General features: G+C 63.2%; 20 protein-coding genes. 5 read left to right on the forward strand and 15 right to left on the reverse strand.

Annotated features, from left to right (window positions below):
• Nucleotides 1-144 precede the first annotated feature (144 nt).
• Entirely contained in the window at nt 145-999 is an 855-nt protein-coding gene (locus HB630_RS13615) for a hypothetical protein (protein WP_249780841.1), read from the reverse strand.
• Between HB630_RS13615 and HB630_RS13620 the strand changes: the two genes are divergently transcribed.
• The 4 genes from HB630_RS13620 to HB630_RS13635 all read left to right on the forward strand — a co-directional run bounded on the left by HB630_RS13620 (nt 986) and on the right by HB630_RS13635 (nt 3,587).
• The gene (locus tag HB630_RS13620; protein ID WP_213772757.1) at nt 986-1,369 is read left to right on the forward strand and encodes a VOC family protein; all 384 of its coding nucleotides are present in this window, start codon (nt 986-988) and stop codon (nt 1,367-1,369) included. The two genes, HB630_RS13615 and HB630_RS13620, sit on opposite strands and share 14 nt — an antisense overlap.
• Nucleotides 1,370-1,604: 235 nt before the next feature.
• Nucleotides 1,605-1,949, forward strand: a complete 345-nt coding sequence (locus HB630_RS13625) for a GrlR family regulatory protein (protein WP_213772758.1) — start codon at nt 1,605-1,607, stop codon at nt 1,947-1,949.
• Between the two features lie 133 nt (nt 1,950-2,082).
• Entirely contained in the window at nt 2,083-3,045 is a 963-nt protein-coding gene (locus HB630_RS13630; protein ID WP_213772759.1) for a LysR family transcriptional regulator, read from the forward strand.
• A gap of 107 nt (nt 3,046-3,152) precedes the next feature.
• On the forward strand, nt 3,153-3,587 hold the full coding sequence (locus tag HB630_RS13635) for a DoxX family protein (protein ID WP_213772760.1): 435 nt from the start codon (nt 3,153-3,155) through the stop codon (nt 3,585-3,587).
• Nucleotides 3,588-3,630: 43 nt separating this feature from the next.
• Here the strand turns inward: HB630_RS13635 and HB630_RS13640 are convergent, their stop codons facing one another.
• The 13 genes from HB630_RS13640 to HB630_RS13700 all read right to left on the reverse strand — a co-directional run bounded on the left by HB630_RS13640 (nt 3,631) and on the right by HB630_RS13700 (nt 19,429).
• A complete protein-coding gene (locus HB630_RS13640) occupies nt 3,631-6,306 on the reverse strand; it encodes a PAS domain S-box protein (RefSeq protein ID WP_213772761.1) in 2,676 nt (891 codons plus the stop codon).
• A 109-nt stretch (nt 6,307-6,415) separates the two neighbouring features.
• Nucleotides 6,416-7,390, reverse strand: coding sequence for a tripartite tricarboxylate transporter substrate-binding protein (locus HB630_RS13645; protein ID WP_213772762.1), 975 nt, complete (start codon nt 7,388-7,390; stop codon nt 6,416-6,418).
• Nucleotides 7,391-7,470: 80 nt separating this feature from the next.
• Complete coding sequence (locus HB630_RS13650; RefSeq protein ID WP_213772763.1) at nt 7,471-8,331, reverse strand: NUDIX hydrolase; 861 nt, start codon at nt 8,329-8,331, stop codon at nt 7,471-7,473.
• A gap of 4 nt (nt 8,332-8,335) precedes the next feature.
• Nucleotides 8,336-9,292 carry a dihydrodipicolinate synthase family protein gene (locus HB630_RS13655; protein ID WP_213772764.1) on the reverse strand — a complete coding sequence of 319 codons (957 nt, stop codon included), beginning with the start codon at nt 9,290-9,292 and terminating at the stop codon, nt 8,336-8,338.
• Between the two features lie 135 nt (nt 9,293-9,427).
• Nucleotides 9,428-10,306, reverse strand: coding sequence for an SDR family oxidoreductase (locus HB630_RS13660; protein ID WP_213772765.1), 879 nt, complete (start codon nt 10,304-10,306; stop codon nt 9,428-9,430).
• Between the two features lie 131 nt (nt 10,307-10,437).
• Nucleotides 10,438-11,298 (reverse strand): MaoC/PaaZ C-terminal domain-containing protein, encoded by an 861-nt coding sequence (locus tag HB630_RS13665; protein WP_213772766.1) that lies wholly within the window; start codon nt 11,296-11,298, stop codon nt 10,438-10,440.
• 203 nt (nt 11,299-11,501) lie between these two features.
• A complete protein-coding gene (locus HB630_RS13670; RefSeq protein WP_213772767.1) occupies nt 11,502-11,891 on the reverse strand; it encodes an OB-fold domain-containing protein in 390 nt (129 codons plus the stop codon).
• Nucleotides 11,891-13,048, reverse strand: a complete 1,158-nt coding sequence (locus HB630_RS13675) for a thiolase domain-containing protein (RefSeq protein ID WP_213772768.1) — start codon at nt 13,046-13,048, stop codon at nt 11,891-11,893. The genes HB630_RS13670 and HB630_RS13675 overlap by 1 nt, the downstream gene beginning before the upstream one ends.
• A gap of 831 nt (nt 13,049-13,879) precedes the next feature.
• A complete protein-coding gene (locus HB630_RS13680; protein ID WP_213772769.1) occupies nt 13,880-14,989 on the reverse strand; it encodes a DUF3500 domain-containing protein in 1,110 nt (369 codons plus the stop codon).
• A gap of 42 nt (nt 14,990-15,031) precedes the next feature.
• Nucleotides 15,032-15,670, reverse strand: a complete 639-nt coding sequence (locus HB630_RS13685) for a DUF1442 domain-containing protein (protein WP_213772770.1) — start codon at nt 15,668-15,670, stop codon at nt 15,032-15,034.
• Nucleotides 15,670-16,242, reverse strand: coding sequence for a PadR family transcriptional regulator (locus tag HB630_RS13690; protein WP_213772771.1), 573 nt, complete (start codon nt 16,240-16,242; stop codon nt 15,670-15,672). Before HB630_RS13690 ends, HB630_RS13685 begins: the two co-directional genes overlap by 1 nt.
• Nucleotides 16,243-16,370: 128 nt before the next feature.
• On the reverse strand, nt 16,371-17,693 hold the full coding sequence (locus tag HB630_RS13695; RefSeq protein WP_213772772.1) for a cytochrome c peroxidase: 1,323 nt from the start codon (nt 17,691-17,693) through the stop codon (nt 16,371-16,373).
• An 11-nt stretch (nt 17,694-17,704) separates the two neighbouring features.
• Entirely contained in the window at nt 17,705-19,429 is a 1,725-nt protein-coding gene (locus HB630_RS13700; protein WP_213772773.1) for an alkaline phosphatase family protein, read from the reverse strand.
• 314 nt (nt 19,430-19,743) lie between these two features.
• Here HB630_RS13700 and HB630_RS13705 point away from each other — a divergent pair, with 314 nt between their 5' ends.
• On the forward strand, nt 19,744-20,652 hold the full coding sequence (locus tag HB630_RS13705; protein ID WP_249780842.1) for a DMT family transporter: 909 nt from the start codon (nt 19,744-19,746) through the stop codon (nt 20,650-20,652).
• A gap of 86 nt (nt 20,653-20,738) precedes the next feature.
• Here HB630_RS13705 and HB630_RS13710 read toward each other — a convergent pair whose 3' ends face one another.
• A complete protein-coding gene (locus tag HB630_RS13710; protein ID WP_213772774.1) occupies nt 20,739-24,230 on the reverse strand; it encodes an indolepyruvate ferredoxin oxidoreductase family protein in 3,492 nt (1,163 codons plus the stop codon).
• Between the last annotated feature and the right edge of the window lie 156 nt (nt 24,231-24,386).

The raw sequence follows: 24,386 nt of genomic DNA on the forward strand, positions 1-24,386 counted from the left end.
CCCCCGCGATTACGCGGCTTTACTCACAAACCTGCCGGGAGATAATTGGTTCCTGCCGGATCGGTAGGGTTCAACACGGATCATCGCGTCTTTGTGAACGCTATCCTGTGCTGCCTGGCTCGATTTGACTCAAATCAAGCCCGCTTAGATTTGGCTTGCGCTAACTGGCGAGCACCGAATGCGATCAGCGTTAACATTGACAAAGCCGATATGCATGCGCGCGAAGGTCTTGCGGCTTTTCTTCCCGATCGTGTCGTGAATCATCCGCGTCCGGTCGGTCTGATGGCTGCCATCCCTGCGGCTGAACGAGCAGGAAATCTCGATATCCTTGACCGCATAATCATTGGTGTTGCGGAGCGTGAAGCTGACGAGCGCGTTTGATCCTAGCCCTCCCCGTCGCCAGTGTTGCGATGAAATCTTCAGTCCATCCACCGGCGTTGCCTGCTCGGGTATCATTCCGGGCCCGGCCGCCGGCTCACCTTGCGAGGCCGTCGCAGCCGGAACGGATTCGGACTCGGCAACCATCGCCACCGGCGCCGGTTCGCCGCCGGCCGTGCTGTCAATTTGGCCTGACAACAGCAGCCACCCTCCGCATCCGGCCGCAACAACGGCGATGAGCGCGATCAGCCCGGTTCTGAAATAGTTGGCCGCCGGCCGGTCCGCGAAATGGCTACCCAATGCGGCGAACCTGATCCATTCGATGCCATACAGCCCGGTGCTCATGGTCACGCCATCGCGTTGCGGTTGCGGCTTCAGAAACGACTGCCGATTATGGCTCTTCGCCGCCGACACCCTAATCCGTAAAATTGAAAATAGTTGCAGGAATGGGCAACATGTTGGCGTCGGCGGCCCGTAGGAACGGCCAAGTGCAAGAGAATGGCAAGGGGATGGCCAGCCGGAAATGCACCCGCTAAAACTACGGCGCCAGCAGGCGCGGGCAAAAGCCAACGCACGGCGGCGCGGAAACCAGCAAGGAGAGCCAACAATGCCGATCGTCACCTGGGACCATGTCCATCTGCGCACCCCGGACCCGGAGGCAATGGCCGCCTGGCTCGAAAACATCCTGGGCGGCGAGATCATCCGCGGTCCCGGTCGGATTGATGTGAATCTCGGTGGCGCCAGCGTGTTCATCGCTCCGGTCGCACCGGGCGACGGCGTCAACTCCCCTCCGGAGACTCCCTATCAGGGGCTCGACCATTTCGGGCTGACGGTAAAGGACATCGACGCGGTGGCCGCCGAGATCAAGGCCAAGGGCGTGGAGTTCACCAAGGAGCCCACCACGATCCGGCCGGGCGTCCGCATCTGCTTTATCCGTGGCCCGCAGGGCATCTCGATCGAGCTGCTCGAGAGGGACAAGAAATACGCCTGAGAGGGTTCGCCGGCGGCACAAGGCCGATCGTCTCCGCAACCTTGCCGTTCGGCTTCCGGGCGACTTTGTTAGCCGGCCCTCGGGGTCTGGCTTTCCCCGTTATATTCCGCAGGGTGAGCAGCCTCTCCTGCCGTGTTGGCTTGTGGTCAACCTGCCGCGTTGACGCTGCGTACGACTTTGGAATAACTGACAACTACGGGGTTCGTTGGGCGACGAATACCGACATCGGGACATTATGAAAAACGGTCTGTATTCGATCCATGTGACGCTGCAGGATGGTCGATCAGGCAAAGGCAGCGGCGTGGTCATGTTCCGGGATGGCAGGATTCTCGGGGGGGACGCCTACCTGTTTTATGTCGGCAGCTACCTCGTGAAGGGCGACACCTTCAAGGGCGAGGTGCTGGTCCAGCGCCATACCCGCAATCCCGACGTCAACCCGCTGTTTGGGGGCCCGGAACCGGTCGGCATCGGCGTTTCCGGCACCTTCACCGATACCGCGGCGGTCATGAACGGAACCGCGCTGGTCGGCAAAGCCAGCCAGATCTTCACCGCGACGCTGCGTTTCCTCCACGCCGATTAGAGGCGGCCTGTCCCCTCACGGGCGGGAGTATCAAGATGTCGGTTTCGGTATCTTGATACAGCCATCGCTTCCGGCCACCTTGCTTGCCGATCAAACAGCAATATATCGGGCCTGAACGTTCGAGGAACTCGATATGCCGTCCGATCCGGGCACGCCGACGCTGGACCAATTGAGGGTTTTCCTGACGGTCGTCGACGCCGGCAGCTTCGCCGCGGCCGCGCGGCACCTCAATCGCGCCACCTCGGTCGTGAGCTACACGATCGCCAATCTCGAAACGCAACTCGGCGTCACCCTGTTCGACCGGGAAGCGACCCGAAAGCCGCAATTGACCGATGCGGGACGTACGGTCGTCGCGGAAGCGCGCAACGTGTCGGATGGGATCGACGGTCTTCGCGCCAAGGTCAAAGGCCTGCTCCAGGGGTTGGAGGCCGAAGTTCATCTCGTGCTCGACGTGATGCTGCCCACCGAGCGCGTCGCGGACGCACTCACCGCCTTCCGATCGGAATTTCCGACCGTCGCCCTTCGCCTGCATGTGGAGGCCCTGGGGGCCGTCACCCAGCTCGTGCTGAACCGGGTGGCCACGGTCGGCGTGAGCGGACCGCTGACTGGCCTTGCCGCCATGAAGGGCATCGAGAGGATCGGGGTTGGCGAAGTGACGCTGGCGCCGGTCGCTTCACCGATGCATCCGCTGGCGCGTCCCGGCAAACGAAAAATCGGCGAGGTTCGTGACCACATTCAACTGGTGCTGAGCGACCGCTCGCCGCTCACGCAATCGAGGGATTTCGCCGTCGTGAGCCCGCGGACCTGGCGGCTGGCCGACATGGGATCGAAGCACATGCTGCTAAAGGCCGGCATCGGCTGGGGAAATATGCCGAAACCGATGGTGCAGGAAGACCTCGATTCAGGCCGTCTGGTCCAACTCGATCTGCCTGAAGCCAAGGAAGACACCTATCGCTTCCAGGCGATTTACCGGACCGACGCGCCGCCGGGGCCGGCCGCGAATTGGCTCATCGCCCGCTTCCGCGACCAGACAAGCCCGGACCATGCGTCCCGGAAACGATCGGCACCGCGCGTCGACGGTCCCGACGTTCGATAATTTCGAATGTAATCGCCAAAATTATCCAACTGTTCGATGCCCGGACCTGCCGGTAGCCTTTGTCGCGAAAGCGGTCCTGATGACCGCACAGAAGGATATCAATCACCATGTCTCAATATACGGACGCCAATGCGGTACAATCCCTTGCCGGCACGAACACCACCGCAGACGTGACATCGCTGGTTGGCCGGATTCTGATCGCCGTCATCTTCCTGCTTTCGGGCCTTTCGAAGCTGGCGGCGCCCACAGCGACCATCGGATACATCACCTCCGCCGGATTGCCGCTACCGCAGGTCGCGCTGGCGATCTCCGTGATCATCGAGGTCGGCGGTTCGATCGCGTTGATCACCGGCTATCAAACCAAATGGGCCGCTGGAATCCTCGCCGTCTTCACGATCGTGGCGGCGCTGGCCTTTCACAACCATCTCGCCGATCAGAACCAGTTCATCAATTTCTTCAAGAATATCTCGATGACCGGCGGACTTCTGCAAGTCGTTGCCTTCGGCGCCGGCCGTTTCAGCCTCGACGCCCGCCGCCGCTGAGAAGCATCAGGAACAGGCAGGCCTGACAGTCCGTCCCTGACGGCTATTCGGCCGCCTGTTCCAGCGGAGCCACCCTCGGCAGGATCATCTGGATCCGGGTTCCCTTGCCGGGCTCGGAATCCAGATTGAGCCGGCCGCCCAGGCGCGTGGTGACGATGCTGTAGACGATATGCAGGCCGAGCCCGGTACCGCCCTGATCGCGCCGCGTCGTGAAGAACGGATCGAACGCCCGGCGCCGCACATCGAGACTCATGCCACAGCCATCGTCGGAAAAAACGATCTCGACATTGTCCTTGCCGTATTCACGGGCCTGAATATCGACCGTGCCGGGCCGGCCGTCGGGAAAGGCATGCGCCACCGCATTGAGGAAGAGGTTGGTGAGCACCTGCCCGTACGGACCGGGGTAGCTGTTCATGGTGAGATTGGGCTGGCAATTGACGGCCAGCGTCAGATGGTGCTTCCGCAAGCCGGGCCGCAGGCTCATCACCACCTGCTCGGTGAGATCGCCAAGATCGAACAGGCGCTGATCGGAATAATTGCGGTCGGCGGCGACCTGCTTGAACGACTGGATCAGTTCGGCGGCGCGATTGAGGTTGGCCACCAGCTGTGACGCCGCGTCGCGGCTGGTTTCCAGGAATTCGTTCAGGCGGGACCGCCGCAGATCGCCCCGCTCCACCTCGGCGGTGAATATCGCGGTCTTGCGTTCCAGCGCCGAGGCAACCGTCAGGCTGATGCCGACGGGGTTGTTGACCTCATGGGCGACGCCGGCCACCAGGCGGCCGAGGGCTGCGAGCTTCTCCGCCTCGATCAGCGAGTTCTGGGTCTCCCGCAGGTTTCGCAACGCGGCTTCCGCCGAATCCTTGGCCTTGCGCATCTCCAACTCGCCGCGCTTGCGCTCGCCGATATCGAGCGCGACGGTGACGATGCTTTCGACACCGCCGTCGGTGTCGAGCAGCGGCAGCTTGTTCACCAGCCATTGCCGCTGATGGCCGGAGAAATCCATGTATTCCTCCTCGTAGAAGCCAAGCCCTTTGCGGGTTGCCAGCACCCGCCTGTCGTTGTCGTCGGTCTTTTGCGAGCCATAGCGCGACATCAGGTCGGAGGTGGTGCGGCCGATCGCATCTGCCGGCTCGATCCCGAAAATGCCGGCCATGTAGTGGTTCATCAGCACATAACGGAGCTGCCTGTCCTTGACGTTGATGACCGCGGGCACGGTGTCGATCACCTGTTGTAACAGCCGCCGGCCCTCGGCGATCGCATCCTCGGCGCGCTTCTGATCGGTGATATCGCGGACCGTCCCCTCGTAGCGGACGACCGCGCCGGTTTCGTCGCGCACGGCGGTCGCGCTGTCGGAGAGCCACAGGATCGCTCCCCCGCGCCGGCGCACCTGATATTCGAACTCGCGGACCATACCGTCGCGCCGCATCAGCGCCTGATATTCGGCGCGCACCTCCGGATCCAGGTAGATCGTGCATGCGATATCGCTGATGCTGTTGATCAGATCCTCCGGCGTCTCATACCCCATCATCCGCGCCAGTGCCGGATTGGCGTTGAGCAGCACGCCGGCCGGCGTCGTCACATAGATCCCGTCGACCGAGCCCTCGAACAGCTTGCGATAGCTCTCCTCGGCGAGACGCTGCTCGGCCAACGCGTGAATGGCGGCCTCCCGCGCGGTATCGGCATCGACCAGCGAGCGGCGGAACACCTCGGCGGCTCGGGCGATGTCACCGATTTCGTTGCGCACGCCGGTCGCGGGGATAGAGGCATGCTTCTCCCCCGCCGCCAGCGTGCGGATCGATTTCGCAATCGCCTTGAGGGGACGAACGGTCCGGCGCACCACGAATACCGACGCCAGCAGTCCGGCCAGCACGCCTCCGATGCCGAGAATGATGCTTTGCCATTTATCGTCGCGCAACGTCCTGGCGAAATCGTTGGCCAGCACGCGGCCGCGGCGGGCGCTGAGGTCACGCAATAGATCTGTCACCCGTCCGATCTGCCGGCCTTCGGTGCCCAGAACATCCTTGTCGATATCCGCAATCTGGCTCTCGGTGCTGGATACCGCGATGACCGCATTGGTGTAGGCATTCACCGCCGTACGAAGCACACCGTCTTCGATCGGGATCGCCTGCATGCGCTGGGCGGCCTGCTCGGCCGCCGCCGGATTGCGCGCCAGCAGGGCTTCGGCAATCTGGTTCTGGGCCCGAAACAGCTCCCTGCGCGCCGGCCGATCGGCCGCGGACGCGACTGCGGATTCGAACTGCTCGCGCAATGACGGCAATGCCGCGATCTGCTCGGAACGGCGCGCGATCAACGCGGTGACGCGCTCGATCCCCTCGCGATAATTGGCAAGGCGCTGGACCACGCCGTCGATCATGTCCTGCTGCTCGGGCGCGAGCTCAAGCCGCGTCTTCTTCAGGAGCGCGCTCAGTTCCGAAGCCGCCGCGGCGACCCGGTCGGATTGCGCGCCCGGATCGGTCACGAAATCGCGCGCGGCAAGGCGCAGTTCATTGGTGCGCCGGTCGATCTCCTCGGCGAGGTCGCCGACGTCCTGCAACCGCTGCAATTCGGCAAAGGTCGCGTCGATATGGCGGATGGCGATGACGCTCGCCAGGCTGGTCGCGGTGATGACCGCCAGCACCAAAAGGAAACCGCCAAAGGTCAATTGACCGATCGAAAGCGGGAACGACCGTATCCGTTGGACAATGGCGGCAAAAGGCATGGGGTTTCCGGACCAGCTCCAGACAGCCCGCTTTATAGGCCGGAATCGGCTCCCAGGGGAACCGGCCCGGCAAACGCCGGAGGGCGATCGCGACGCCCCCAGCCCAGCCTCAATCCGGCGGGATTCCGGCGTCCTTGACGACCTTCGCCCACAGCGCCACATCGGCCCTGATGATGCCCGCGAACTCGGCTCGCGGCGCCGCCTTCGGCTCGCATCCCGCGAGATCGAGCTTGTGCTGCACATCCGGCGTCGCCAGCGCGGTGTCGAGCGCCTTGCTGATCCGGTCGGCGACCGGATCGGGGGTTGCGGCGGGGACGACGATGCTGAACCACGGCATCACCTGGGCTTCGGCATAGCCCTGCTCCGCCAGGGTCGGCACGTCGGGAAAATATTTGGAGCGGCCATCGCTGACCGCGCCGATGATCCGGATCGTGCCGGTCTGCATCTGCGCCAGCGCCTGGTTGGCGGAAAGAAGGGTCGAGGTGATCAGCCCGCTCGAAATGTCCACCACCATCTGCGGATAACCGCGATAACCGATGCCGGCGACGTCGATGCCGGCCAGCCGCTTGAACAATTCGAATCCCAGATGTCCGCTCGATCCCTTGCCGGGGTGGCTGTAGTTCAGCTTGCCGGGCATGGCCTTGGCCAGCGCGACATACTCGGCCACGTTGTTCGCCGGCAGCGCATTCGGGACGACGAAGAAATTCGGCGCTCGGCAAATCTGGCCGATCGGCGTGAAATCGCGCACCGGGTCCCAATGCAGCGAAACGTTCAATGAGGGGCTGGCGGCAAAGAACGTCGTCACCAGCAGCCATGTATACCCGTCGGGCGCGGCATGCGCGACCTCCGCCGCCGCGATCGACCCGTTGCCGCCGGATCTGGACTCGATGAGGATCGTCCCCTTCCACTGCTCGGCCATGCTCTGCGCGACGATCCGCCCGAACACGTCCGCCACGCTGCCGACCGAATAAGGATTGATCAGGCGGATCGGATGATCGGGAAAGTTCTGCTGTGCGACACTGGCCCCGGGCACAGCAGCAGCCAGCCACGCGCCGATCATTACGCCGATGCGCCCGATCCTCATGCATCCCGCCCTGGTTGTTTTTATGGGCGCAGGATGCCGGGAATAGATGATCTCCGCAAGGAGGCCCTTGCCGTAGCGGCCTAGCCAACCGTGCCGACCTCGAACAATTCGCCGTCGTAGCCGGCCTCCGCGGGGATTCGGAGCTGGCGGCCGCCATTGAGCCTTGTCATCACCGGCATCACCGTGACGATCGGCTTGCCCTTGATGTCATCGAGCGCCGCATGCACGTTCGGCTGCTTGCCGAGCCGGATCAAATTGCGCGTGGTCGGAAACGGCAGCTTGAACCGCCCGCTCTCGCCGCCAGCGAGCGCCTCGCGCGGCGATAGCCAGATCGAGTCGGTGGATTCCTTGCCGTCATGGGCGCCGATCTGCTCCGGCGGAGCGGCGGCCAGAAAGAACCAGGTGTCAAACCGCTTCGGCATGCCCTCCGGCGTGATCCAGTGCGCATAGGGCACGAGTTCGTCGAGCGCCAGCGACAGTCCGCTGTCGGCAAGGATTGTTGCGAACGTGATCTTGCGATCACATAGGGCCGCACGATAAGCGGACTCGATCCCGGCGGCGCGCCCGGCATCGATGAGCGCGTTCGAGCCGCGCGGCCGCGCCAGCAGGATACCGCTCTCCTCAAAGGTTTCGCGGATCGCGGCGATACGGAAACTCAACTCCGCCGCATCAAGCCCCCCGGCGCCGGAATAGAGTTCGGGTTCCGCGATGATCTCCTTGTCGGCGGCATCGACGCTGCCGCCGGGAAACACCAGCGCGCCCGAATTGAACTCGATCTGATGGTGCCGCACCATCATGAAGACTTCGATCTCGCCGCGGCCCTCGCCGTCGGCGTCGCGACCCCTGTCGTCGGCATCGCGGCCCTTGCCGCCGACGCCGGCGACACTGTCACGCAACAGCAGGACCGTGGACGCCGGGCGCGGCGCGACAATGTCAGCCATCAGTTCAGCCCGCGGCACTGGATTGCGGCTGCAAATTGGCGCGCTTGTCGAAACGGGCGACCCGCGACAACAGGTAATCCACTTCCGCCCGCGCGCCCGGTGTGATGCCCGCGCCCGGCTTGCGCTGCGCGCTCGAGACGATCACGCCGCGCTTCTGCAACACATATTTGCGCACCGCCAGGCCCGCGCCGGGCTGCTGCTCATAGCGGATCAGCGGCAGATGGGCATCGAACAGATCGTGCGCGGCGTCGCGGCGGCCCTCCTTGGAGAGCTTCACGACGTCGATCAGCAATTCCGGGAAGGCGTAGCCGGTCATCGCGCCGTCGGCGCCGCGCTCCATCTCGAAATCGAGGAACAGCCCGCCATTGCCGCACAAGATCGACAGCGGCCGCAGCGAGCCATCCTTCTGGAAAGCACGGAGCGCGGAAATCTTTTCCAGCCCCGGCCAGTCCTCGTGCTTGAGCATCACGCAGGACGGGCTGTCCATCACGATCTTGCGGATCACCGCGGGCGTGAACACCACCGTCAATGTCAGCGGATAGTCCTGCAGCACCCAGGGAATATCGTCGCCGATCGCTTCCTGCGCCTGCTTGAAATAGCTGACGATCTGGTCGTCTGTGCGCAAATGCGGCGGCGGCGCGATCATGACGCCGGCGGCGCCGGCATCCATCGAGGCCCGCGCCAGCGAGCGCATCGAGGCAAATCCCGGCGCGGAGACGCCGACGATGATCTGCATGTTCTTGGCGCGCTTGACGAAGCGGACCGCCACCTGTTCGGCCTCGGCGGCGTCCAGCTTCGGCGCCTCGCCGAGGATGCCGAGCACGGTCACGCCGTCGCAGCCAACTTCGGTGTAGAAGTCGGTCAGCCGGTCGATGGACTTCTCGTCGATCCGGCCATCGTCGTGAAACGGCGTCGGTGCAATGGCAAAGGTGCCGGCGGCTTTGGCGGTAAGTTTTGTCATTCGTATCTCATCTTTCTCTGTCGTCATTCCGGGGCGATGCAAAGCATCGAACTATGGTGCGCAATTGCGCACCTGAGAATCTCGAGATTCCGGGTCTGGTCCTTCGGACCATCCCGGAATGACGGGTTACTACACTTAGAACCGCCGCGCGCCCATCTTGATCTGTTCTTCGGTGAAGAAGATGTCGCTGGCATGTTCGACAATATCCTGCGCCTTCCAACCGGTATGCGGCGGCTTCCAGCCTTCCATTTCCATCATCCGCATCTCCCGAACCCCGCGCGGGCCGGAAACGCCGAGCACCTTGCCGGTCTGATCGCCCGACAAATCGCTGACCATGTATAGCACGGCCGGCGCAATCCCGTCCGGTCCCAGCGCCGCGCCGGGATTTTCGATATAGCGCGGCAAATCGGCGGTCATGCGGGTCAGAGCGCCCGGGGCCAGCGTCCAGATCCGGATGTTGTATTTGCGGCCCTCGATCGCCAGCACATTCGACAATCCCCAGATACCGCCTTTGGCGGCGCCGTAATTGCTCTGGCCGAAATTGCCGATCAGCCCGGAGGTCGACGATGTATTGACGATGACGCCGCCGCCGTTCTCGCGCATCCAGCGGAACACCGGCTGGGTACAGCAGAAGGTGCCTTTCAAGTGTACCTTGATGACCCTGTCCCAGTCGTCCTCCTTCGCCTTGGCGAAGGTCTGGTCGAGCAGGATGCCGGCATTGTTGACCAGGATATCGGCGCGGCCGAAATTCCGGATCGCGTCGTCGAACACCGACTGGCCGCCGGCCAGGGTCGAGATATCGGCGCCGTTGGCCACCGCCCGGCCGCCTTCGGCCTTGATCGCGTCGACCACCTTTTGCGCCATCGACCTGTCGGCGCCGGAACCGTCGCGCGGGCCGCCGAGATCGTTGACCACCACGGCGGCACCTTCACGCGCGAACAGTTTCGCATAGGCTTCGCCGAGCCCGCCGCCCGCGCCGGTGATCAGCGCCACCTTGCCGTCGAGTAGTCCCATGGCGTTTCTCCCTTCATCTTCGTCATTCCGGGGCAGCCCGCAGGGCTGAACCCGGAATCCATCTAACCATTCGCGTGCTGGCGAAATGGATTCCGGGTTCGCGCTTCGCGCGCCCCGGAATGACGATGGTGCTAACCCAGCACCGTCCTGCCGCTCTTGATCACCGTGACGCCGCGCGCCTTCACCTTGGCCTCGAACGAAATCACATTGCCGTCCTTCCACAACTCCATCGTCACGGTCTCGCCCGGATAGACCGGCGACGAAAACCGCGCGGCGTGCTGTTTGAATGCCGAGGGATCGTAATCGGCATAGGTCTGCAGCACGCCACGGCAGGTAATGCCATAGGTACACATGCCGTGCAGGATCGGGCGCGGAAAGCCGGCGCGCTTGGCGAATTCGGGATCGGAATGCAGCGGGTTGCGGTCGCCGCAGAGGCGATAGACCAGCGCCTGGTCCGGCCGGGTCGGAATATCGACGATCCTGTCGGGCGCACGCGCCGGCACCTTATGCGGTTCGGGCTGGCCTTCCGAGGGCCCGCCGAAACCGCCGTCGCCGCGCGCGAAACGCGACGCCACCAGCGTCGCCAGCTTCGCGCCGTTACTATCCTTCAGCACCGTCTGGTGCCGGATCACCGCGCCCTTGTCCTTGCCCTTGTCGAAGACGTCGAGCACGGTGGAGTCTGCGGTGATATGGGCTGAGGTGGCGAGCGGCTTGTGGAAGGTAATGTCGCGCTCGCCGTCAACCACCAGCACGCGGTTGAGATTCATCTCGCCGGGGCCCGCACCCCAGGCCGCGACAGACGCAAAGGTCGGCACCACCTTCAGCGCGCGCGGCGTGGCGGTGGCTTCATTGACGAAGGACAGTTCTCTCTCGTCCATCGGGTCCGCGCCGAGCCCGATGCCATAGGCATAGAGCATCACCTCGCGATCAGTGTAGGCGTATTGCTGGCCGAGATTTTTCAGGGCCATCAGCGCGTCGTAGTCGATCGGCATTTTTGTCCTTCCTCCCGAATTTTCTTTTTAGCGGCGCCCGTTGCTGCGCCCTCTCCCCTTGTGGGAGAGGGCTACGCTGGTGGTGCCACGCATTCGCTGCGGTGAGGGGTTTGCGCTACAAACAAATCTCCTCCGCGGTTGGAGACCCCTCACCCGCCTTCGCTTTGCGAAGGCACCCTCCCCACAAGGGGAGAGGGAAAAAATTACGCCGGCGTGAAGAAAGGCAGCGGCGCGCCGTCGGTCGGCTTGAACACCACCTTGACCTTCTGCCCGATCTTCAGCGTGTCGATGTCGCAATCGACGATATTGGTTTGCAGCGACGGCCCTTCCTTCAACGTGACATAGGCGATCGCGTAAGGCCCGGTCGGTGATTTGCGCATCAGGCTGAAGGTGTAGATCGTGGCCTCGCCCGAGCTGTGTTCCCACACCGTCTTGTCGGAGAAGCAGAACGGGCAGATCGAGCGCGGAAAGTAATGCGGCTCGCCGCAGGCGGTGCAGCGCTTGATCATGAACTTGCCTTCGGTGGCGGCGTCCCAGAACGGTTTGGTTTCGGGATTGCCCTGCGGCGTCGGATATTTCTTGGCCTCGGTCATCACACGCGCTCCAGAATGCAGGTTGAGGCGGCATGGCGGACGCCCAGCAGGCCGCCGGTGCCATGGGCGATCGCGAGGTCGCAATTCGGCACCTGGACCTTCGGATGCGCTTGCCCGCGAAGCTGGCGCACCGCTTCGAGGATCTTGGTCATGCCGCCGCGATTGACCGGATGGTTGCTGCACAACCCGCCGCCATCGGTGTTGAACGGCAATTTGCCGACACCGGAGATCAGATTGCCGTCGGCGACGAACTTGCCGCCCTCGCCCTTCTTGCAGAAGCCGAGATCCTCGAGCTGCATCAGGACCGTGATGGTGAAGCTGTCGTAGATCGAGGCGTATTTGATGTCCTTTGGCGTCACGCCTGCCTCTTCGAACGCGCGCGGCCCGGACCACAGGCCCGCCGAATGGGTGAGATCGAGATCCTTGCCGCCGCGCGGCCCTTTCATCGCCTCGCCGTGGCCGATCAGCCGCACCAGCGGCTTCTTCAGGCTTTTGGCGATTTCCGGCGTGGTGACGATCAGCGCGCCGCCGCCGTCGGTGACGACGCAGCAGTCCATCCGGTGCAGCGGATCGGAAATCATCGGCGAGTTCAGCACGTCCTCGACGGTGACGACGTCCTTCAGCATCGCGTTCGGATTATATTGCGCGTGATGCGAGGCCGCGACCTTGATCCAGGCGAGCTGTTCGCTGGTGGTGCCATAGTCGTGCATATGGCGCATGGCACACATGCCATAGGCATTGTGGGTGGTGGCGCCATAGGCGGCCTCGAAATCCACCTCGGCGCCGGTGACGCGCGGCGGCATCGGGCCGGTGCGCGGCTTGCCGGCCAGTGTGATCAGCGCGACCGAGCACTTGCCGGCCGCGATCGCCTCCGCAGCATGGCCGAGATGGATCAGATAGGAACAGCCGCCGGTCTCGGTGGAATCGACATGGCGCAGCTTGTTGAGGTCGAGGCCTAGATAATCGACCATCGGCCACAGGCCGCCCGGCGCGTCTCCGGCGCAGAAATAGCCGTCGATATCGTGCTTGGTGAGGCCGGCATCCTCAAGGGCACCCCTGGCGACCTCGGCATGGAGCTGCGCGGTGGATTTATCGGGTGCGTGCCGGGTCGGATGTTCGTAGATCCCGGCAATGTAGGCCTTGCCCTTGATGGTCAAATCATTCTCCGCTGGCGTTTCTTTTCCAGCAGTTTTCTCGCCTGTCGGGCCTGCCTTGGCAAGCGCGGAAATATTCCGTCCGGCGAGACGGAGCGATGGGGACTCACGCTGAGCGGCTGCCGCTCACTCCTCCGTCATCGCCCGACTTGATCGGGCGATCCAGTATTCCAGAGACGGCAATACTCACTCCCGGCGCCTCTGGAATGCCCCGCTCGAGGCGGGGGCATGACAGCGGAGGAGATGTGACTCAGCGTTCCCGCGGCACGATTTTCCCGAGTTCTGCATCAACGATGTCCCTCGAACATAGAGGGCGTAGGCGACCCTCGAAAAAAGAGGGCGCAGGGAATGCCGAGTGCGCGATGCACCCATAGCCTCGCGTGCAAAGTAGATAAGCACACGAGTTAGCCACTACAGGTGTACCGGAACATCCGGCATTCCCTGCGCAATGGTTTTAACGGTTTCCTTCGTGCTCTCCCTGGTGACCGGGCTTTGTTGTCACCATCACCAGCGTGATGCGCAGGCGACATCACTTACGTGATGCGCAGGCATCATCGCCAATTTGACGCCAGCGTCGGGGCGTCAGGACCACACGACTTCGCCGTCCGCAACCAGCGCCGTTCGTCTCTCGCGCGCTGCCGCGTCCATCACATCCCGCGCCCAACGTCCGTGACGATCGCGATACGCCCCTCTTGCGGGCGCGAGACCCATTCGCCCTATTCCTGTTTCTACCAATCGGCGAAGCGTTATATTTTTGCAGCGGGGGCTGGACAGCGGAATCACCAACCAGCCCGCCGGGCAAATCAGCCGACCCTGCTGCGCAGCGCCATCCAGCTAGACTGGATGCTCCAAGAACGCGCGTCCATAGGCGTTCGTGGAATCGCGATAGATCGTGTGAACGTGCATGGTCAGATCTCCCCCGGGCGCCTGGGGTGCGAATTCAATAACGAGCTTTGGGCCCTGAACCCGGAAGTAAGCCGCGCCGTTTCTTCCGGGCTCATGCGTCGCAGGGCCGTTCCAGGCGAAGTAGGTATCGTCCAAACCGGCCTTGATTTCGGCTATGCGGGGCGCCGCGTAGGCATCGTTGACGATGCCGGCCCATTCCGAAATCAGATCGAACAGCATCGTCCGTTGCCGCTCAGTCATTGCTGACGCTTTCAACCCTTCGGGCGGGATCGTTTCCCCGTCATGCCCCGGACCGAGCACCAGATTACCCGGATAGTCGTTCAGGATTACCTGCTTGCGCTGGCTTTCGTCCAGCGCATCCAGCAAGGCGAAGGCCTTATCGTTCTCTTGAGCGAGCGCGCGCACCGTCTTGCCGTTCGACGTGTAGAAGGCCGGTTGAGCGCCGGTGAGGACCGGCGCAAGCACGCCGCGTGCGCCAGCCATTGTGATGTTGAGCGCGAGATGATGCCCGCCGAACTGCACCAGCCACGGCGTGGTAGCGCTCGGAGCCCCGAAGATGCCTAGCGTGTAGTAAGCGCTACCAGCAGCAAAGTTGGTGCCGCCCTCGGACAGAGCCTGATCGGAGCCCATGATCTCGAGAACCTTCCGATAGCCTTTGGAGCTCAACAACACCCGCAGCATTTGCATAACGGCGTCGCGCTGGGGCTCGCTCAGATCACCAAAGCGCAGACCAGGCCGAGGCACGTCGCTGACCGGGAAATTCGACCACATGGCCTGGCCGTACTGCTCTCCGACAAAGGTCATGTTGCCGTCCAGACCGCCTTTGAAGTGAGCGGCGGTCGCCCTTGGCTGCGAGGGGAAGGGAAACCGCACTTTCTCACGCTGCTCGGGGCTGAGCGCGTCAAGGAAGGCCATTGTGGCAGCAACGATGGCCTGCGTCTGAATTTCGGCCGTGGCTCGCGCGGAGGCAGCGAAGCCGTTTCCGGTGCCACGGAGGAGCGCACCCAGGGCGACGGATGAGGTCAGGGCGAGGATCATGCGTCTATCCAATCGTTTTCTCCTACAACCGACATGAGATCGCTAGCCGGTGACTTGGCGCGTCACCGGAGTTTCATTCGGGCTGGCCTTGTAGCGGCTGATCTCAAGGCCCTGTCCCACAGGCACGGAGATACTCGCCATGTCTGGCATGACGCGGACGGCCTTCACGTAATCGAGCACGTCCTGCCTGCCTGGACTGATGTTGTCCGCGACGACGATCGCTCCGGGATTGAGCTTGGAATGGAAAGCCTTCAGGCATGGCAGATAGAGGTCCTTCCACAGATCGACGAGCACAAAGTCTACTCCGGTTCGCAACTCGGCGATCATTTGCACCGCGTCGCCCACCATGAAGTCGATATGGTCCGCAAGACCGGCCTTGTCGGCCATGTCGCGCGCGAAAGCGGATGTGTAGTCGTGCAACTCCATGGTGATGAGGCGGCCGCCCGCTGCTCGCGCGGCCTCTCCGAGCCAAATGCCGGAATAACCGAATGAGGTACCAAGTTCGAGAATGGTCGGCGTTGCCAGACTCCGAGCCAGGATATTGATGAGTTGGCCCGTGTGCGGCCCTACGGCGCGCATACGACGATCCTGCCCGCCCTGTGGTATCTCACGGGGCTTTTGCCGTTCTTCCCGGATCAAGTGGTGGTACGCGTCAAGTACCGCCGCAACCTTCTCATCCATCAGCTACGCTCCACGGCTTGGGCCGCCGCATCCAGCGCAGCGGCTATGATCTCTGCGGTCGTTTGATCGAGGGGTCCCCGTCTCAGGCGCAGCCTAAGCGCGAGCTTCAGGTTTTCCATGCCCCGCGTTACCGGTGCGGGAACGCCTTCATGGCGGCCACTCTGGCTGATCGATCCCATGCGCGAGAGCAAGTTGTCGACTGCCGCGCGGTTCGCGGTGAGGAAGGCTTGGCCCCCGACTGTGATCGCGTAGCGTTTACGTCCGCCGCCTTCGGCTTCGACGTGGGCATAGCCCATATCCTCAAGCCACGAGAGCGTCGGATAGATGACGCCCGGGCTCGGGCTGTAGCTGCCCCCCATGCTTTCCTCGATTGCCCGCATCAGTTCATAGCCATGGCGTGGCTGCTCGGCGGTCATGGCGAGCACAAGAAGGCGAAGATCGCCGTAATCGAAGACCCTCCCGCCATGCCGGTCGCCGTGGCTACCTCGGCGCTTGTGATGGTGATGCCGGCGCGGTTCATCAGGATCACCTCTGAAAGGGCTGCTCGCGTCGTCGTCTTGTTTGTGGTGCATATTTTTCGATATACATCTCGATATATCGAGATCAAGTTACAGTTCGGCAAGCTTTTTGGAACCGCGAGAAAACCCATCCACGCGCTACGGCCAAGGATATCCGATGGCGAGCCACACAACCGTCCGCCTCACCGCCCGGGCTTGTATCCATCGTTCAGGGTCTGCAGGAACGCGATGATGTCGGCCTCGTCCTGCGCCGTCATCGCCGGCGTCTCGCCGGGATGGCGGTTGAGGGGCGGATCGGCGACATCGACATTGGCGTGATACTGCGCCGGGATGTCGTTGTATTTCTGCACCTTGCCGTCCGCGCCGGCCGGATAGACCTTCTCCGGGTCGGTGTCGCGGAAATCGTAGAAATCCATCACCTCCTGCAGGGTGTGGAAAATCCCGTTGTGGAAGAACGCGCGGCGCATGGCGGTGTTGCGCAAGGTCGGCGTCTTGAACATGCCGCAGAATTGCGTCTGGTCGGCGATGTCCTTGCGGATCGGTCCGCAAACGCCGAGGTCGAAATAGTTCGGGTCCCTGGTATCGGCGAGCGCAACGTTGCGCGGCGCTCCCAGGGCTTCATACTGAAAATCGGTGAAGTGCGGCGGGTAGCCTTCCCGGGTTGGCTGCGCGGTATGGCAACCGGCGCAATTGGCTTTTTCCGGATCGTTGAACAGGCGAAGCCCGCGCATCTCGGCCTCGCTCAGGCGCACCTTGCCCTCCAGCCAGTAGTCATACTTGCTGGTATAGGGATGGAAGCTGGGCTCCTCGATCTGATAGCGCCCGATGGCAAACAGCGCCTCGGCGGCCAGCAGTTTCGAGTCCCGTAAAATGCTCGGGCCGAACAATTCCGCGAACCTCCCGGCATAAGGCGCTTGACGAAGTTTCCCGGCGACGATCTCCATGCTGCCGCCATCCATCTCGCGCGGATCGAGCAGAGGACCCGCCGCCTGGATCTGAAGGGTGTCGGCGCGGCCGTCCCAGAACATCCCTCCCTGCGGAACGATATTGGCGCTTTGCGCCGTCTGTGTCGCGATCTTCTCCACGCGTAGCGCGGTCTTGCCGAGCTCGGCCTGCTGCGCCACGTTGACGTTCTCGCTCGACAGGTCATCGGGGCCGACACTGAACTCCGGCTGCCGCTCCAGATAGGTCAGCGACGGAACCGCCCGGGCGCCCTGCACCGTCAGGTCCGGGCCGCCGAGCATCACCGGCGCATCGTTCGGCGGGCCATAGGCATGGTCCGGGCTGTGACATGACGCGCAGGCCATCTTGCCCGACGATGACAGGCTCTTGTCGAAAAACAGTTCCCGGCCAAGCTTCGCCATGGCGGAGAACGGCTGCACGGGCGGGCGAATGAGATGAACCGGATTTGGGTTTTCGCCGGGCAGACCTTTCGGTTCGGCGGCGAAGACGGCGCCGGCCAACAGGCCGGCGCCGAGAAACCACACGATTGTGCGATTGAACATGCTGATTTAGCTCAGTTCCTGCTCGTGGTCTTGGTAACGACGGTACCGAGAGTCGGATCCAGGATCAGCGGCGTCGCGTTGGCGGTGTCGAAGTTGAACATGTCGTCGATCGCACCGCTCGTGGCATCGAAGGAGCCGCCGCCGATACGCTGACCATTCAGCCAGTTGTCCTCGATGAAACGCGGGATCGAGGCCTGCGTGATCTGCACGTGGCTAACGTAGTTCTTCTTCGCATAGGGCGAGATCACCATGAACGGCAGGCGCGTACCCGGACCGCAGCGACCCGCGACAGGCTGACCGCTGAGACCGGTGGGTTCGGAAGTCTGGCCCGGAATGCCGCAATTGCCGGTGCCGTTCAACACATCCGCGGGCGAGAACGACCCGCGCGAGATCGGGGCGGCGGCGTGGTCGTACCAGCCGTCCGAGTCGTCGTAGGTGACGATCACGGCCGTGGAGTCCCAATCCGGCTGCTGCTGAAGGAAGTTGATCAGGTTGACCAGTCCGGTCTGCTCATCGAGCGGATTGGAGTTGCCCGGGTGAGAGTCCTGGTAGGATGGCATCTTGATGAAGGAAACCGCCGGGTAATTGCCCGCTCTGACCGCGGCGGAGAAATCGTTGTAGTCGTAGGCATGGTTGGCCGGATCGACCTTTTGCGTGCCCGGCACCATCGTATGGCCGATCGCGGCGGTCGAGGCCGGACGGACGTGGGTCGGATTGGAGGTCGACGCGTAATACTGGAACCAGATATGATGCGGGACATAGTCGCCGGGAGAGCCGCCGGTGACCGGGCTGACGGAGCTGCGGTGACAACCGGTGCTGCCATTGGCATTGACGGCTTGCAGGTTGAAGCCGCCGACAAACGAACCCCAGGGAATGTTCGCCGTATTCAGCATGTCGCCGATGTTCTTGGCCGTCATCTGGACCTGAACGCTCGGACTTGAGCACACGTCACCGGCGGGATCGATATCGCCGATCAGCGTGAAGCTGCCATCGCTGTTCGGGACCCCGGCATCGGCTTGCAGCAGAAGCTGACCGACCGCCGAGGCAGGCGTACCGGGAGGGACACCGACGGGAACCGTGAAGCCGTTGGTCTGGCCGGCGAACATGTTGAGCGCGCCGGGCGTCGACGGACCGAAATGGTCGTCCCAGGCGTTGTCGCTCATCGCGTAATTCTGGGCATAGTTCCACAGCGCGGTGACGGTGTTGCCGTCGAAATAGCCCATCACCTGGGCATTGGTGCCGAAGGCGCCGGCGCCGCCGCTGCTGCCCTTGCCCACGTCCAGCGGGAACAGGTCGTTCTTGCCGCCGTCATAGGCTTGCTGCTCGGGCGTGTAGCCGTGGTTCTGGTCGGCGGTGTTGGCCTGGGTGCGGTCGAGGCGGAACGGGTTGGAGGCCGCCGCGCCGTTGGCCGGGTTCAGGTTGGGATTGTTGTCGAGCAAGCCCGGGGTCGATCGCAGGTTGTTGATGTCGGTCGGTGTATTGTTGGCGGGTATGAATGCCGGTTCGCCGTCCACGTTCAACGCTTTTGGATAGGCGCCAAAGTAATGATCGAACGAGCGGTTCTCGTTGAAGACGACCACGAGATGCTTGATCGGGGTCTTGGTCGGCAACGCGTCCGGACCGCTGACAACCGGGGCGCTCTTGCCAGCCATCGAAGCGGTTGATGCGACGGTGGCCGCGACGGCGATCAGCGCAGCCGTAGATAGCAGAATGCTTTTCAGCTTTCGATTTCTCATCGTTTTCCCCTTGCCTCTCAAAAAAATTTTGAGTCGTGCGCGAAGACCGATAGGAAATCTCGGTGACATGCATGTGTAGGTTTGACTTAAAACACCGCTCAGTCCGCAGTTGCCATGCGGCGTTTGCGGCCCGACGGCGAAGGGCGGAACATCGGAATCGCAAACCAGCCCGCCAGGTAGCTGCCACCGTGCGCCACATCGTGGGCGTGCTTGATGGGGCGGAGCGCTTTGTCTATTAGCCCTCCTTGTCTGTCAGTCCTTCGCAGACTTTTGCCTCGCGCGGGCGCGCGATCAGCACCCGCCACCGATTGAGAATGATGCCTGACTCGTTTTCCGCCAGATGGACCGGCTTTCTCTTCCTTGCTGTCACTTCGATCGGTTGGGCGGTGAATTACGCCGCGATCAAAATCCTGCTGCGCGAATGGCCGCCGCTGTTCTCGCGCGGCGTCGCCGGCGTTGCCGCCGCCATCATTCTGGCGGGGGTCGCTGTCGCGTTGGGTGAAAGCCTGAGAATTCCCCGGCGCGCGATCGTGCCGTTGCTTTTTGCAGCCTTCACCAATGTTTTCGCGTGGATGAGCTTCTCCACCATGGCGCTGAACTATCTTGCGGTCAGCGAAGCGATCCTGCTCGTCTACACGATGCCAATCTGGGCGACGCTGTTCTCGTGGCCGATCCTCGGCGAGCGCCCGCACTTGCGCGATATCGCCGCCCTCTTGCTCGGGCTTTCCGGTTTGATCGTATTGCTGAGCGCCCACGGCATTGCGCTGGGGCCGGACAAGCTGATCGGGGTCGCGCTGGCGCTGGCTTCGGCCGTGCTGTTTGCGCTCGGCGGCGTGATGATGAAATCGCCATTGCCGGTTGCGCCGACCGCCCTCGTGGCTTGGCAGGTCGGGCTGGGTTGCTCTCCGATGGTCCTTCTCGGGCTGCTCTTCGAGCACCCACATCTCGGCGCCATCACGGCCAACGGATGGACGGTGCTGATTTATATGGCGGTCGGCCCGATGGGCATCTGCTATCTCACATGGTTCGCCGCCTTGCGGCGACTGCCGGCCGCGACCGCCGCCATCGGCACGCTGGCGGTCCCCATCATCAGCGTCATCGCCGCCGCGATCCTGCTCGGCGAGCCGCTCGGGATTCGCGAGGCGCTGGCCATGGCGCTCACCCTTGCAGGCGTCGCATTGGAACTTCAAAAACCGAAATCACCGATGCCGGAGGTCGAATAAAGGCCGGCAGGACCACACGGCGGGAGCGAAGTAGTGGGTTACGCTTCGCTAACCACCCTACATTCTCCACCCGCGGTTTGAAAAAACTACTCCGCCGCGATCTGCCGCGGCGCGGGCGGCGGGTTGGCGAGATCGGCGACCAGCTGCGCGTGACGGGCTTGCGCTTCTTTCGCCGCCTTCTCCTTGACCGGTCCGTAGCCGCGGATGCGATCCGGCAGCGACAACAATTCGATCGCGGTGTCGAGCGTGATCGGCGACAGCGTGCCGAGCACGGCAGCGACATCGTTTTCATAGGCCGTGATCAGCTCGCGTTCCAGCTTGCGGTCGGCGTTGCGTCCGAAAATATCGAACGGCGTGCCGCGCAGGAAACGCAGGCGTGCCAACAGCTTGAACACCGGCATCATCCACGCGCCGAACGCGCGCTTTTTCGGCCGACCCAGCGCGTCGGTGCCGCTGGCCAGGATCGGCGGCGCCAGATTGAAGCTGATCTTGAAATCGCCGTCGAACTGGTCGCGGATCTGCTGCTCGAACCTGCCGTCGGTAAACAGCCGCGCCACTTCGTACTCGTCCTTGTAGGCGAGCAGCCTGGCGTAGTTGACCGCAACCGCGCGCGGCAGCTCTTCGCCGAAACCGCGATCGATCGCCGCGTTGCGCACCTTCGCCACCAAGTCGCGGTAACGCCTGGCGAGTTTTGCGTTCTGGTAGTCGGTCAGCAGCGCGCTGCGGTGCGCGACGATCTCGTCGAGCGACATCGTCTCCAGCGCCTTCGGCGCGACCACGTCGTCCTGGCCCTTCATCATCGCGGCCAAACGCGCCGGATCGAAAGCCGCCAGACGTCCAAGCTGGAAGGCCTGCGTATTCATCTTGACCGCGACGCCATTGACCTCGATCGCGCGCTCGATCGCCTCGGCCGAAAGCGGCAACAGCCCCTTCTGATAGGCGTAGCCCATCATCATGATGTTGGTCGCGATCGCATCGCCCAGCAGGCCTTCAGCCGGCTTGGTGAAATCGAAGAACGCGGAATCCTTGCGCAGCGCGGTTTCCAGCACGTTGTTGACCTTGCGGGTCTGGAAACTGAAATCGCGGTTGAGGATGAAATCGGCGGTCGGAATCACGTGGCTGTTGATGACACCGGTGGTGCGGCCGGATTCGCACAGCGAAATGGTTTCCTTCGATGCCGCGACGACCTCGTCGGCGGCCAGCACCAGATCGGCGGTGCCGGTGACGATGCGCGAACAGGTGACGTCGGCGGTATGCTCCGACAGCCGGACATGGCTCAGCACCGCGCCGCCCTTCTGCGCCAGGCCCGACATGTCGAGGATCATGCTGGCCTTGCCCTCGATATGGGCGGCCATGCCGAGCAGCGCGCCGATGGTCAGGACGCCGGTGCCGCCGACGCCGCCGACCGCGACGTTATAGGGCCGGTCGAGCGAAGGCCGCGAGGCCGGCTCCGGCAGGTCGCCGATCGCGCCGAGTTCGGCGGGCGCGCGGCTGCGGGGCTTGCCGCCGTCGACCGTGACAAAGGACGGGCAGAAACCCTTGAGGCAGGAATAGTCCTTGTTGCAGGCGGACTGGTTGATGACGCGCTTGCGCCCGAGCTCGGTTTCCAGAGGTTCGACCGAAATGCAGTTCGACTGCACCGAGCAATCGCCGCAGCCCTCGCACACCGCGGGATTGATGAACACGCGGCGCTTCGGATCCTCCATCAGACCGCGCTTGCGGCGGCGGCGTTTTTCGGCCGCACAGGTCTGCACGAACACGATGGCCGAGGTGCCCTTCAAGGTGCGGCAAGTCTTCATGACGGCGTCGAGTTCATCGCGATGCGCGGTCTTGACGCCGGGCGCGATGTCGGAAGCCGGATAGGCGTCGGGATTTTCCGACACCAGGTAGATCGCACGAATGCCTTCGGCATGAAGCTGGAAGGTGATCTGCTGCGGCGACAATTCGCCGTCGACATGCTGGCCGCCGGTCATCGCGGTCGCGTCATTATAGAGGATCTTGTAGGTGATGTTGGCGCCGGACGAAACCGCCTGGCGGATCGCCAGGCTGCCGGAGTGGAAATAGGTGCCGTCGCCGAGATTGGCGAACACATGCTCTTCCTTGGTGAACGGCGCCACGCCGACCCAGGGCACGCCCTCGCCGCCCATATGGGTGAAGGTCTCGGTGTTGCGATCCATCCACAGCGCCATGAAATGGCAGCCGATGCCGGCCATCGCACGGCTACCTTCCGGCACTTTGGTCGACGTATTGTGCGGACAGCCGGAGCAGAAATACGGCGTGCGCGTGATCGGCGCCACCGGCTGCATCTGGCTCGCCTGCCGGCCGTTGAACCAGTCGGCCTTGGCGCGCAGCATCGCGGCGATTTCGGGATTGAGATTAAGCCGCAGCAGCCGCTCGGTGAGCGAAGAGGCCAGCGACGCCACGCTCAGTTCCTCGGCAAAGGGAAGGAAACGCTTGTCGTGGTCGTCCATCTTGCCGACGATGCGCGGGCGCACGTCGTCGCGCCAGTTGAACAGCTCCTGCTTGACCTGGTTCTCGACGATCTCGCGGCGTTCCTCGACGATCATGATCTCTTCGAGGCCGACCGCGAATTGCCGCACGCCTTCCGGCTCCAGCGGCCACGGCATGCCGATCTTGTAAAGCCGCAGGCCGATCTTGGCGGCGACGTCCGGCGTGACGCCGAGTTCGCGCAGCGCCTGGCGGATGTCCTCATAGCTCTTGCCCGAGGCCATGATGCCGAAGCGGGCGTTCGGCGAATCCATGGTGATGCGGTTGACCTTGTTGGCGCGCGCGAACGCGATCGCGGCAAAGCCCTTGTAGTCCTGCAACCGCCGGTCCTGGTCGTAGCGGTCATCGGGCCAGCGCAGATTGAGGCCGCCCGGCGGCATCTCGAAATCGGGAGGAATGATGAAGGGCTTCATCTCGTCGGTGAGGTCGATCTCGGCCGTGGTCTCCACGGTCTCGGTGATCACCTTCATGCCGACCCAGCAGCCGGAATAGCGCGACATCGCGATGCCCAGAAGGCCCATCTCGATCATCTCGTGGATGCTGGACGGATAGAGATAGGGCATCAGCGCGGAGATGAAGGCGTGGTCGGATTGATGCGGGACGGTGGAGGATTTGGCGCCGTGGTCGTCGCCCGCAAGACACAGCACGCCGCCGTTCTTGGCCGAGCCCGCCGCATTGCCGTGGCGGAACACGTCGCCGCAACGGTCGACGCCGGGGCCCTTGCCGTACCAGATGCCGACCACGCCGTCATGCTTGGCGCCGGGCGAAAGGTTGAGCTGCTGCGAACCCCAGATCGCGGTGGCGGCCAGGTCCTCGTTCACGCCGGGCTGGAATTTGATGTTGTATTGTTCGAGGTGCTTGCGGGCCGCGAACAGCTGCTGGTCGTAACCGCCGAGCGGCGAACCGCGATAGCCCGAAATGAAGCCGGCGGTGTTGAGGCCGGCGGCGCGGTCGCGGCGGATCTGCGCCATCGGCAGCCGGACCAGCGCCTGAATGCCGGTCAGGAAGATATGACCGGAGCCTTGGGTGTATTTTTGGTCGAGACTGATCAGACCCTGATTGATTCCCATTCCACCCTCTTTGCGGCCAAATCCGCTTAGCGATCCGGCTCTTTTTAGCTAGTCATTCAAATCATTTAGAAACAGTCTATGTCGGTTTGCGCGAATAACGCATCACAAATCTCGACGACTGCACCCCTGCTTTTGCAGATCGCAATTTCGTGGCGG

Origin of the sequence: Bradyrhizobium sp. dw_78 (assembly GCF_018449525.1) — a bacterium.
GTDB lineage: Bacteria > Pseudomonadota > Alphaproteobacteria > Rhizobiales > Xanthobacteraceae > Bradyrhizobium.